Below are 12768 nucleotides of genomic sequence, written 5' to 3'. Positions count from 1 at the left end.
GTGTTTGGGGGCACAGCGCTGGCTAATCGCTACGGCGATGCGCCCCCGGACGACTGAGGACAGGACTGGATAATGGACGAGAACCTTCGCCGCGCGGCACTTGATTACCACCTCCACCCGCGCCCGGGTAAGCTGGCGATCGAGCCCACCAAGCGCATGGTCAACCAACGCGACCTCGCGCTGGCCTACTCGCCCGGCGTCGCCGCGCCCTGCATGGAGATCGCCGCCGATCCCGCCAAGGCGCTGGACTACACCGCCCGCGGCAACCTCGTGGCGGTCATCACCAACGGCACCGCCGTGCTGGGCCTTGGCGCGATCGGCGCGCTGGCCTCCAAGCCGGTGATGGAAGGCAAGGCCGTCCTGTTCAAGAAGTTCGCCGACATCGACGTCTTCGACATCGAGGTGGACACCACCGACCCCGAAAAGTTCATCGAGGCGGTGGCCCTGCTCGAACCCACGTTCGGCGGCATCAACCTCGAAGACATCAAGGCCCCGGAATGCTTCGCCATCGAGGCCGCGCTGAAAGAGCGCATGAACATCCCGGTGTTCCATGACGACCAGCATGGCACCGCCATCACCGTGGCCGCCGCCGTGCGCAACGCGCTGGTGCTGCAGGGCAAGACGCTGGCCGACGCGCGCCTCGTCACCTCGGGCGCGGGCGCGGCAGCGCTGGCCTGCGTCGACCTGCTGGTGACGATGGGCCTGCCGATCGAGAATATCACGCTGACCGACAAGGACGGCGTCATCCATTCCGGCCGCGAAGGCATGCTGCCCAACATGGCCCGCTATGCCCGCCACACCGACGCCCGCTCGCTGCCGGAAGTGCTGCCCGGTGCCAGCGTGTTCCTGGGCCTCTCCGCGCCCGGCGTACTCAAGCCCGAGTGGCTGCCGCTGCTGGCCCCCAATCCGCTGATCTTCGCGCTGGCCAACCCCGAGCCGGAAATCCGCCCCGAGATCGCCCGCGAGATTCGCCCCGACGCGATCGTCGCCACCGGCCGTTCGGACTATCCGAACCAGGTCAACAACGTCCTGTGCTTCCCCTACATCTTCCGCGGCGCGCTGGACGTGGGCGCAACGCAGATCAACGAGGCGATGAAGGCGGCCGCTGCCGAGGCGATCGCCGCCCTCGCCCGCGTGCCCGCCGATGACAGCGTGGCCCAGGCCTATGGCGGCCGCCGCCTGGTATTCGGCCCCGAATACATCATCCCCACCCCGTTCGACCCGCGCCTGATCGCCGAGATCGCGCCCGCCGTCGCCAAGGCGGCGATGGACAGCGGCGTCGCCACGCGCACGGTCGACCTGGCCGAATACAAGCGCTCGCTGGCCAGTCTCAACACACGCTCGGCGCAGGTCATGCTGCCGGTTTTCCAGGCCGCGCGCGGCGCAGGCAAGCGCGTTGCCTACGGCGAGGGTGAGGACGACCGCGTGCTGCGCGCGGTGCAGGACGCCCTGCACGAAGGCATGGTGCGCCCCACCCTGGTCGCCCGCCGCCGTATCCTTGAACAGAAGCTTCCCGAACTGGGCCTGCAGTTCCAGCTCGACGTCGACGTCGACGTGGTCGATCCCGAAACCGACCACGAGCTGATGAACGAGCTGGTCGAGGGCTACCGCGCCGTCGCCGCGCGCAAGGGCGTGCCGGCTGCCGAAATACTGCGCCACGCCTATCGCCGCCCGACCGTTACCGCCGCCATGCTGCTGCGCACGGGCCGGGTCGATGCGGCGCTGGTCGGCGGCAATTCGGAATACTGGGGCCAGGTCGAACACGTCCTGCGCATCATCGACCGCACCCAGCCGCACGGCCGCGTCTATGCGCTGTCGGGCCTGATCCTCGACGCCGGCGCGCTGTTCATCACCGACACCCACATGGTCCCCGATCCCACCACCGAACAGGTGGCGGAGATGACCGTGCTGGCCGCTGCCGCCGTGCGCCGCTTCGGACTTGAGCCGCGCGTAGCCCTGCTCTCGCACTCCAACTTCGGCTCCTCGCACAGCCCCAGCGCCCGCAAGATGCGCGCCGCAGCGGCGATGGTCCACGCTTCGGCGCCGAACCTGCTGGTGGACGGCGAGATGCATGCCGATGCCGCGCTCAGCCAGGCGCTGCGTGACAAGCTGGTGCCCGACAGCCGCTTCGAAGGCGCGGCCAACCTGCTGGTCATGCCTAACCTGGACGCTGCCAACATCACCCTGACGGCGCTCTCGGCTTCGTCCAGCTCTCCCACCATCGGGCCGATGCTGCTGGGCCTCGCGCAGCCGATCCACGTGCTGTCGCCGGGCGTCACCGCACGCGGCATCCTCAACCTGACCAGCATCGCGGTCAGCGGCGTGGACGAAGACGCCCATAACGGAAACTGAAACTATGAACGGGCGGACAGGGGTGCCCCTGCCCGCCCGTTCATGACGATACCGGGGCCTCCCGCGCATACCCGCGCGGGAGGCCCTTTTTTCGATCAGAACTGCATGTTGATCGAACCTGACATCGTGCGCGGTGCGCCGATATAGGCATAAATCGTCGAGGTCGGATTGATGCCCGCATCGTCGAACCCGCCGACATAGAACTTGTCGAACAGGTTGGTGACGTTGAACTGCAGGTAGGTCTTCTTGCCCAGTCCCAGGAACTCGGCATTCAGGCGCGCGTCGAGATTGACGAGGGTGTAGGCCGGGACCTTGGCACCGAACAGTTCCACGCCTGCGCTGCTGTACACCGCCGAGTTGGAATCGTTGTAATAGCGCGCGCCGGTGCGCTTGGCTTCGACGCCCACCGACAATGGACCGAACTCACCCGTAATACGGCCGCCCAGGGTGTAGTGCGGGACCGCACCTTCCATGTTGCCCTTGGTCGAGTAGTAATAGGTATCGCCTGCAACCGAGCAGCCGGAAGCGCCGATCGGATTGAGCGTGCCGGTGACCGCATTGGTGCTGCTGCCGCAGACACCGCCGGCGATGTCGTCCTTAATCTTCGACCACAGATACGAATAGAACACGTAGGCCGAGAAGTGGCTGTCCGGCTTTACCGCCAGGCTGGCATCGATGCCGTAGCGCTCGACCTTGCCGAGGTTGGTGTAGATCGAGGTCTGCGAATCCGGGTCATAGGCGGAGGACAGGCGGTCGGCGAAGTTGGTGTACCAACCGCCGAGCGAACCCTGGAGAATGCCGCTCTGGTAGCGCAGGCCGAGGTCGAAATTGTCGGTGGTTTCCGGTTTCGCCGCGTTCGCGCCGTCGAAGTAGAACGAGTTGTAGAGGTTGTCGGTGCCGGGCACCTGGATGCCCTTCGAGTAGTTCGCAAAGAGCGAGACCGCCGGCGTGAAATCATAGGTCACGCCGATGTTCGGCAGTGCGCGGGTCCATGAGAACGTCTTGTTCACGGGGCCTGCATAAGTGGTGAGGGTGGCTGCATATGCGGCTTCGTCGGCCGAATTGCTGCCAAAGCAGCTGACGCTGCCGCTGGCGCTGGTGGTAAGGCAGTTCTGCGTCAGATTGCGCTTGAAGTACTTGAGCGCCAGCCCGGCGTTGACGTGCAGGCTACCGAATTCGCCAGCATATTCGCCCGAAACCTGATGCAGGATCGCATAGGAAAGACGGTCGCGCTTTTGCAGGACGTTGCCGTCGACATCGCTGAGCGGATCATCGTTATTGAAGTACGAAGCGGCCATACCGTTCGCGGCGAGATAGCCCAGTTCGCCGGTCTGGCGGTGACGGCCGCGATCCCAGGCATAGGACACACGAAAGCGCTGGGTGTCACTGATGTCGTAGATCAGCGAGGCCAGCACACCCATGCGCCAGGTCTCGGTCTGGCTCGGCGCCGAAAGCGTCACGGTGTCGAGCGTATCCCCGTCCCCGTTGAGGTCGACGCCGCCGAAGTAGGGCGTGCCGCCGATGTACCCGGTCAGCCCGGTGCTGCTGCTGCCTTCCTTTGCCGATACCGTGCCGCCGCCGTTGGCGTTGGTGTACTGGAGGTAGGGATCGACGGTCAGGGTCAGGCGGTCGTTCAGCGTGAACTTCGAGTTCATGCGGATATTCCAGGTGCGCGACGGGTTGTAGCGCCACTCCCACGAGGTGCCGCAGCTGTCGGCCGCATCGGCATGGCCGTTGACGCCCGCCGACACTCCGCAGGGGCTGAGGCTGTAATCGTCACGCTCGTCCTTGCTGAGCGGGAAACGGCCCGAGCTGCTGGAATTGACGCCGGTGTTGCCCACGGCCGCATCGGTCACCAGGCGCACCGAGGGGAAGTAGTTGTTGTGGTTGACGTTGTAGTGGCCAGCCAGCGAGATAAAGTCGCCATTGTTGCCCAGCGGCTGGTAGATCTTGGCGTTGAACTGCGTCTTGTCGATCTTGCCGATGCCGCCATAGGCGACGTCGTAGGTATCTTTCGACCCCGAGAACCACGCCCGGGTGCCCGACGAATTCAGGTCGCCGGTATTGATCATGCCGAAGATGCGCATCTTGTTGTAGTCGCCCAGTGTGCCGACCATGCGCGCGCCGAACTCATGATCCGGGTCGATCGAGCGGATGTTCACCGTCGAGCCCGAAGCCGATGCGGTGGGCGAATCGACGTCGGTCGTGCCCAGGTTGACGTTGACGTTATGGATCAGCTCGGGGTCCAGCATCTGGTTCGAGTAGATCGCGTAGTTGCCGGTATCGTTCAGCGGGATGCCGTCGAAGGTCTGCGAGATGCGGCTGTCGTCGAAGCCGCGGATCATCAGCGTACCGCCGGAAGACCCGTAGCCGTCGTTGCTCTGAAAGCTGACGCCGGGGATAAGGTTGATCATGTCGTCGACGGACTGACCCGGCGTCTCACGGCCGATCACTTCCTGAGTGAGGACCTGCTTGGCCTTGGGAGTGTTGGGGAGTTGCACGCCGGCGACGCCGTTCTGCACCTGACCGGTTACGACGATCTCGGAATTCTCGAAATCGAGCGAACCGGTCGACTGGGCAAGCGCCGGGGCGGAGCCGAGCGCGCAGGCGACGGCAACGCTCGCCGCGGTGGCGGCGAGAAGACGGTATTTATGCATTGGGATACGACCTTGATTGCGTGCCCGCCCCCGCAGAGCACTGAGCGAAATGGAACTCCAGACTTCTGGAAGCACCGTCCGCCAACGGTCGTCTTCATTGGCAGCCTGTAACCCGCTGCCATGGCACGCTTAATCAAATCCCCGTGACGGTTTCAAGACAATGCCGCATTGCATCATTATTGATGTCGCCAGGCGTTGCTGCGCAGCAACACTTGCCTTCGCCCACGGCCCCGGCCGGCAGTGGAACGACGAACGGGCCAATCCGGGGCGGTCGCACCACCTCGGATTGGCCCGCGACTGCGCCACTCGCAATGAGAGCGCAGCCTTAACCGAACGATTGCGCAGCCAGCCTCAGTGCTTGGTCACGGTCACTTCGTCGAGCGCCTCGCCCGTCGCGGTGAAGGCGCGGTAGACCAGCTTCTGCTGGTCCACGTCGATCACCTGGTATGCCTGCGTGCGCGAGGCGGACTTCTTCGCCCAGGGCAGAGAGCCGACATCGTACATCTTCGGCCCTGCCACCGAGACGGCGTAGGTCGACCCGGCATCGTCCGTGGTGGGCCCGTCCGGCCCGATCGCGCCGCGCGCATAGCCATGGTCGTGGCCCTGCAGCACGAGGTCGACCTTGTACTTGTCGATCAGCGGTTTCAGCGCCGCGCGGACCTTCGGATTGTCGCGGCCCGGCTCGCTGGAGAACAGCGGGAAGTGCAGGAACAGCACCGTCCAGCGGCTGGGGTTCTTCGCCAGCAGCCCGTCCAGCCACTTCACGATCGCCTTGCGGGCGACGGGATCGCGGTCGACCTGCATCGAATCGATCGAGATCAGGCGCAGGCCCTGATAATCGGTGTACCAGTTGGTCTCGCGGGCAGCGGGGACGTCCACCGGGCCGTTTTCCGGAAGGGTGAACTGGCGGCGCCACTGCCCGTTGATGGACGAACCGGCGCGGGCCTTCTCGTCCTTGACGTATTCGTGGTTGCCGGGCGTGGGCATCTGCGGCGTCTGGCCATAGAGGAACCCTCCCGAGGCGAACCATTCGCCCCATTCGGCATCGCTGTCGTGCCGGTTTATGAGGTCGCCCGCGTGGATCACGAAAGCGGCGTCCCCTGCGTGCCGGAACGCCATGCGCAAGGTGCGCGAGGCTTCGGACAGGATCTGGTTCTGCATGTCGCCCATGTAGATGAAGCGGAACGGCGCGTTCGTCTTTGCTGCCGTGCGGAACTGCAGCCATTCGGACCAATGGGCGCCGTCGCCCACGCGGTAGGCGTAGACGGTGTCCGGCTCCAGCCCCTTGAGCACAGCGGAGTGGTAGGCGGCGCGGAACGCCGGGTCTTCGCGCACGGGCAGCGTCGCATCATCGGTCACGGCGGCCAGCGTCATGGGCGACTTCACGAAATCCGGGCTACTCGTGGCCCTGGCATATTGCACCTGTCCGGCCAGCCCCGGCGCCGAGCGCCAGGTCACGGCCATCTCGGTCGCCGGGTCGGCGGTGAGGTTGAGGATCACCCGCTCCGGCACCACCGTCGCCGGAGCGAGCGGTGCGGAAACCGGAGCGGCAGGGACGTCAGCCGCCCCCACCGATGCGAAGGGAAAGGCGGCGCCCAGCAGCAGGGCACCGGCGAGGATCGTCTTCATATCAGTTTCCTCAGAAGATCGCGTTGAAGCCGACCGAGATGGTCCGGCCGTTCTTTACGTAACCGCGGCTGCCCCCCTGCCCCGACGAGACGGTTTCCCAGTAAGTATGCGCATCGAAGAGGTTCTGGACCTGAAGCTGGACCGAGGACTTCTTCAGGAAGGTCTTGCGGAACGTCAGGTCGACGAAGCTGTAGGCCTGCTCATACGGGTTGTTGCCGAAGTCGTTGATGCCGCCCATGAACTTGGACTGGTAATTCCACGCGCCGTAAACTTCGAACCCCTTGTGCTCCCAGAACAGCTGCAGGTTGACGATGTTGTCCGGCGTTTCCATCAGCGGCAGGGTGTAACCTTCCGGGTGCCATGACAGGCCGGTCACCGCCTTGGAGCGCTGCATGGTCACGTTGCCGCCCACGCCCAGTCCGCCCAGCAGGCCCGGCAGCCAGTGCAGCTGCTGCTGGACGCTTACTTCCACGCCGTAGACTTCCGCCCACTTGCCGTTGTTGGGCATGGAAATCGCAACGCCGGAGGGATCGACGTTCTCACCCAGCGTTCCGTCGCGGATGTTGCTGGAAGAGGAGCGGAACAGGAAGTTGGTGATGTGCTTGTAGAACAGCGCGACCGAATAGGCCCCGGTGTTGCCGGCATAGTGCTCCAGCGACATGTCGAGGTTGACCGAACGCATCGGCTTGAGGTTCGGGTTGCCCTGCTGGATCGCCAGCAGCACCCAGTCGGACGTGGGGTTCTGCGTGCCGTCGCCATCAGGATCGACATCGTAGGCATATTCGCGCGCGGAACTCATGCGGGCGATGTCGGGGCGGGCGAAGCTGGTCCACACCGCGCCGCGCAGCTTGGTGCGCGCGTCGAAATCGTAGTTTACGTGGATCGAGGGCAGCACGTTGGTGAAGCTGGAACGGTCCGTGGTGTAGCGCATGCCCAGCACCTGATCGAGGTTGTAGGCCTCGATCTTGTTGCGCGTGGTTTCGACACGGACGCCGGCGATGACCTGCGCCTTGCCGAAGCGCGCGGTGGCCATCGCATAACCGGAGACCACCCGCTCGTTGAAGCGGAAGCTGTCCTCGTCGGAGAGTTCGGCCTGCGAGGGATCGACCGCAAAGCCGTCGAAGATCGTGCTGTTGCCGTCCTTGGCGCCCTGCAGTTCGGCCAGCATCTTCTCGTTGTCGATCGTCGTGCCGAGCTGGTACTGCCCGGAGTAAGCGCCGCCGAACAGGCTGGTTACGTTCTTGCCGTAGAAGTCGGAGAAATCGGCAAGGGTGCCGTCGGCATCGAGGTTGAGGAACGAACCCTGATAGGTGCGGCGCTGTGAATCGTAGAACTTGCCGCCCGCTTTAATCGAATGCAGCCACGAGATATCGGGCTTCCACGCCACGTTGAACTGGGCCTGCCACAACTTCTCGCTGGAGCCGCCCACTTCGCCTTCGAGGCTGCTGAAAGCGTACTGCGACGGGTCCTGCACGCCCGCCATGCCGGCGTCGGTGAGGAGCCACTTGGGAAAGCGCGAGTCCGCCGAACTGTCGAAGTACACGCCCTCGTTGCCGAGCCAGCCGTACTTGTCGCTGCGGAATTCCATCGTGTAGCCGTCGTCGAGGTCGTCCTTCGACTGAGAGTAGGAGACGTCGTAGTCGATCGTCACCGTGCCCAGCCGCGACACGCCGCCGATGTTGGCGGAGGCCAGGTTGCCGGTTTCGTTGGTCGCTTCCCAGAAGCGGCGCAAGCGGAAGCCCTGCGGATCCCAGGTGCCCGATCCGCCGTTTAGCGTGTAGAACGACTTGGCCGAACGATCGGCGTCGGTAATCAGGCCGTCGCCGTCACGGTCGACGATCTGGCCAACGGTATAGCCGTAGATATTGCCCAGCTTGGCGTCATGACCGACGATGCTGTCATCCGGCGCGGCCAGACTGGTATCGTCGGTGTTGACCTGCGACAGGCGCGCCGAGTTCTTGCCGGTGTCGTTGCGGAAGTTCAGGCGGTTGAGGAATTCCTTCTTCTGGTACTGATTGTACTGGCCGCGAACGTGCAAGTCGTGGTTATCGGAACGATAGTCGAGGCTGGTGTTGCCGCCCCAGCGCTTCACGTCGGTTTCGCCGAAGCCCAGGTCCATGCCGCGCATCACGAAGTGGTCGGGATCCCAGCCGAGCGTCTCGCTGTTGTCGTACCAGGTGTCGGGCTGGTTATCGCCGTCCACGCCGTTCTTCTCGAACTGCGACTTGCGGCGGCTGTAGCTGCCCGACACGAAAATGCCGAAGCTATCGTTGAACTGCCGCGAAAAGGCGCCCGAGAGCTGGCCGTATTTGCGGTGATCGAACTTGTCGAGCATGCCGCCTTCGCCCGACAGCCGAAAGTAGGTCGGGTCCTGATCGAAGGCAGTCGGCGTGGAAATGTCGATCGAGCCGCCCAGCGCATCGCCGTCGCGGTCGGGCGTCAGGGTCTTGTAGACGGTGATCTGCTTGATGCCGTCAGGCGGCAGGACCGAGAGACGCACACCGCGATAGAAGTTGTTGTCGCGCGAACCGGCGCCGCCCAGACGCACGCCGTTGATCGAGTAGTTGTTCAACTCGGTGGACAGGCCGCGCACGGTGATGCGGTCGCCCTCGCCCGTGCTGGCGCTGCGCACCGCGTTGACGCCGGGGAGACGGGCCAGCGCTTCGGAAACGTTGTTGGCGGGCAACTTGCCCATGTCATCGGCGGTGATGCTGTCCGAGATCATGTCGCTCTTGCGCTTGGTCTCCAGCGAGCGCTGCACCGCCGCGACGTAGCCGGTGACGACGATCTCGCCGTCGGCGATCTCGTCGGTGGCTTCGGCGACGCGGGTCGTGCGGGCCTTGGGGCGCTTTTCGGAGCGCGGCGCTTCGGCGCTCATCGCGGCAGGGCGGGCCTTGGCGGCCAGAGGCTTGACGATGATCGTGCCGCCCCGGCGCTGCGTGTCGACATTGGCGCCGCCGACAAGCTGGACAAGCGCCCGCTCGGCCGACATCGTGCCCGATACCGCCTGGCTGCGCCGACCGCGCAGCGCCTCGGGCGAAGCCGCCACGGCCACGCCGGTAACACGCGAATACTGCTGCAGTGCGCGGGCCAGGTCCTGCGCGGGAATAGAGAAAGCGAAGCTCCGCTCGGCAGCGGCATGAGCCTGGGACGACACGGCCATACCCCCGGCCAGCGTCGCAAAAGCAATCGCCAGTGCCGAGGCACGGGCGACAGGCCTGTTCAGACGAAACATATTAGAATTACCCCTAATTCATAAACCGATCATGGGGCAGACGGAGTTCAGTTCCCAAACCCGACAAATATTTTTTCTTACATTTCCGCGTCTTATTGATGAATTTCTTGTGACACTCACGGATCCGCGCCGCTTCGTCGAAGCCGACCTAACGCGACAGCACGTAGCGGCCGCCCTCTTCCCGCCAGCGCAAGTCGTGGATCGCTGCGATCGCGTCGAGCACGTCAGCCGGACGGTCGGTCTGGAAGCGGCCGGTCACCAGCAGTTCACCCAGCGCTGGATCAGACAGCGCCACGGGTCTGGCCGAAGTACGGTTGAGCCGCTGGACCAGTTGCAGCACCGGCGTGTCGTTCGCCTCGTACCACCCCTTCGTCCAGCCGGGCCGCTGCCCGGTCACGCCGCGCAGGCTGCGCACCCGCTCACCCGATACTTCGAGACCACTGCCCGCCGGCAGGCGCCATTGCCGCCCGGCACCGGCATCCACGCTGACCAGCCCGCGATAGACCTGCACGACATGGGTATCATCGTCGAGCCGGTCCACGTCGAAGGCCGTGCCCAGCACCGAAACGCTGGCGCCCCCGGTGTCGACCGAGAAGCCGCGCAGCCTTTCGTGCGCAACGTCGAAAAACGCCTCGCCCGCCTCCAGCGCGACATGGCGCGACCAGGGCGTAATGCGCACAGCTATGCGCGTGGCGCCGTTCATGCGGATCGTCGAACCGTCCGACAGCGCGACCAGGCGCGTCGCTCCGCGCTGCGTCGCGAAGGCGGCTTCCTCCACCATCAGGCGCGGCACCATGACCACGGCCAGCACGAATGCCAGCGCGGCAACGCCCAGCCCCGCCCAGCGGCCCGCGAAGGCCTGCCGCCATGTCCGGCCCGGCCGGTATTCATCGTCGTTCGAGGCGACGGGCTCGTCCGAAGCGGCGCGCGCCTCTCCGCTATCCGTCATGGCGCCATGCAGCCCCTCGGCCAGCCCCTGTGACTGCCAGATCGCACTCAGCCGCGCATAGGCTTCGATGTGGCGCAGGTCCTTGAGTATCCAGCGGTCGAACTCGGCCGCCATCTCGGCGTCCTGCACTGGGCGGCTCATGCGGTCGATCCAGCGGGCAGCCTGCCAGTCGATATCGTGGAATTCGCTGCCCATCAGTCCTGCCCCACCAGATCGACGCCGGCCTGTTCGAGCGCCTTGCGCAAGTCTATCATACCCCGCGTGATGTGTTTTTCGACGGCTTTGGCACTGATTGCCAGGTCTTCGCCGATGGTCCGGCAGCTTTCCTGGTTCAGGCGGCGCCGGATCAGGACCTCGCGCCGCAAGGGCGGCATCCTCCGCAGACAGCGGTTGAACACGTCGACGGCGCGGCGGGAATCAAGCACCCGGTCCAGCGAGGGTTCGTCGCTCTGCCACTCCGTATCCACTTCGTCGGAGAGGCGCTTTTCGCGGCGGTGCATGTCGGTCATCAGATTGTCGGCAATGCGGAAAGCCAGCGCGAAAATGCTGCCGATCTGCTGTGTGCGTCCCAGTTCGACCAGCCGCGCGACAGTCTCCTGCGCAATGTCGTCGGCGATGTCGTGGCGGCCGCTGCGCCCTCGGACATAGCGCTGGACCGCGGTCTGCACCGCGTCCCACCCGTCCTGCCGCGACGCTGTTCCGGGCGGCGCCTCCAAATCCCTGATCGACGACAGCACGCGAACCCCCAAACCCCGGAAAAGCGCGCTGGTTAATGACAACTCATGACAGTTTCACGATAGCCGCGCTGCATGATACGCTTGGGCCCAGCTACGGGATGACGGGGAGGCAAGAATGGGCGTTACGGGAATCGGCGGCTTCTTCTTTCGCGCGAAAGATCCCGAAGCAATGCGCACATGGTATGCGCGTCACCTCGGCGTGGGTTCGGCGCCCTACGGCATGTGGGATACGCAGGCAGGCCCCTGCGTTTTCGCTCCCTTTGCCGCCGACACCGACTATTTCGCCGCCGACCGCAAGTGGATGCTCAACTTGCGCGTGGACGATCTGGACGAACTCTGCGCATCGCTTGGCGCTGCCGGGATCGCGGTCGTCACCGACCCGGACTGGGACATGCCCGGCGTCGGCCGCTTCGCCCGCATCCACGACCCGGAAGGCAATCCGATCGAACTGTGGCAACCCGATCCGCCAGCCTGAAGCATGAGCCGGCGCGTTCTACGAAGGGTCTTCCTTCCGGCGCCGTGATCTTTTCAGGGCCCCTCTCAACCGATCGCCATCCACCGTGTACGGCGAAAACCCGGCGTATCGGCCCGGGCGCAGCCATAGCCCGGTGACCAGCCCCATCGACGCTGCGCTCAGGGTCGACCAGGCCACGCTGACCAGCGGCAGCATGGCCGTGGCGGCGGCGAGGATCACGATGTCGATCGACAGCTGGGTGCGGCCGATGTTCCAGCCCCGCTTGCGGCTGAGCCACACCGTGACGACGCCGATGCCGCCCACGCCGGTCCCGTGCCGCACGAAGGCCAGCGTGCCCATCCCCAGCAGGCAGCCCGCGCCGATGGCGGCCAGCGCCGGGTCGCGGACCTGCAACTCCAGCGTATGGCCGACCGCAATCGACAATGACGCTATGGCGGCACTGCCCGCAACCGTGCGCAGCGTGAAAAGCGATCCCATGGCGCGGAAAGCCAGCACCAGGAACGGCAGGTTCAGCAGAGCGAAAAGCAGGCCCGGCGGGAATTGCAGATCACGCGGCAGATAATGGCCCACCAGCAGCGCGACCCCCGCCATGCCGCCCGTCACCAGTCCCGCCGCGTTCAGGATCGCAAGCCCCAGCGCGATCAGCAGGCCGCCGACCAGCAGCGCCAGGGCATCCTCGAAGGTGCCGTGCGGACGCTCACCCTGTGCCATCACATGCCCCCGCAGCATGAGCG

8 protein-coding genes are annotated in these 12768 nt (G+C 65.2%); 2 read left to right on the top strand and 6 right to left on the bottom strand.

The window, feature by feature from the left end; translation table 11 throughout:
- Positions 1 to 72: 72 nt before the first annotated feature.
- Positions 73 to 2352: an NADP-dependent malic enzyme gene (locus GVL61_RS17490; protein WP_159981946.1), complete on the top strand. Its 2280-nt coding sequence runs from the start codon at positions 73 to 75 to the stop codon at positions 2350 to 2352.
- Between the two features lie 95 nt (positions 2353 to 2447).
- Here GVL61_RS17490 and GVL61_RS17485 read toward each other — a convergent pair whose 3' ends face one another.
- From GVL61_RS17485 to GVL61_RS17465, 5 genes are all read right to left on the bottom strand, one after another.
- A complete protein-coding gene (locus tag GVL61_RS17485) occupies positions 2448 to 5009 on the bottom strand; it encodes a TonB-dependent receptor (protein WP_159981945.1) in 2562 nt (853 codons plus the stop codon).
- Between the two features lie 351 nt (positions 5010 to 5360).
- Positions 5361 to 6638: a metallophosphoesterase family protein gene (locus tag GVL61_RS17480; protein WP_159981944.1), complete on the bottom strand. Its 1278-nt coding sequence runs from the start codon at positions 6636 to 6638 to the stop codon at positions 5361 to 5363.
- Positions 6639 to 6648: 10 nt separating this feature from the next.
- On the bottom strand, positions 6649 to 9873 hold the full coding sequence (locus GVL61_RS17475) for a TonB-dependent receptor (RefSeq protein WP_159981943.1): 3225 nt from the start codon (positions 9871 to 9873) through the stop codon (positions 6649 to 6651).
- A gap of 148 nt (positions 9874 to 10021) precedes the next feature.
- On the bottom strand, positions 10022 to 11017 hold the full coding sequence (locus tag GVL61_RS17470; RefSeq protein ID WP_159981942.1) for a FecR family protein: 996 nt from the start codon (positions 11015 to 11017) through the stop codon (positions 10022 to 10024).
- The gene (locus GVL61_RS17465; RefSeq protein WP_159981941.1) at positions 11017 to 11559 is read right to left on the bottom strand and encodes an RNA polymerase sigma factor; all 543 of its coding nucleotides are present in this window, start codon (positions 11557 to 11559) and stop codon (positions 11017 to 11019) included. Before GVL61_RS17465 ends, GVL61_RS17470 begins: the two co-directional genes overlap by 1 nt.
- Positions 11560 to 11674: 115 nt before the next feature.
- Between GVL61_RS17465 and GVL61_RS17460 the strand changes: the two genes are divergently transcribed.
- The gene (locus GVL61_RS17460; RefSeq protein WP_159981940.1) at positions 11675 to 12034 is read left to right on the top strand and encodes a VOC family protein; all 360 of its coding nucleotides are present in this window, start codon (positions 11675 to 11677) and stop codon (positions 12032 to 12034) included.
- 18 nt (positions 12035 to 12052) lie between these two features.
- Here the strand turns inward: GVL61_RS17460 and GVL61_RS17455 are convergent, their stop codons facing one another.
- On the bottom strand, positions 12053 to 12745 hold the full coding sequence (locus GVL61_RS17455; RefSeq protein WP_159981939.1) for a YitT family protein: 693 nt from the start codon (positions 12743 to 12745) through the stop codon (positions 12053 to 12055).
- Positions 12746 to 12768: the final 23 nt, after the last annotated feature.

It is taken from the genome of Novosphingobium sp. 18050 (assembly GCF_902706195.1).
In the GTDB taxonomy this organism is placed as follows: domain Bacteria; phylum Pseudomonadota; class Alphaproteobacteria; order Sphingomonadales; family Sphingomonadaceae; genus Novosphingobium.
The sequence above is the reverse complement of the archived record's forward strand: the minus strand, read 5'-3'. Positions and strand labels throughout refer to the sequence as shown.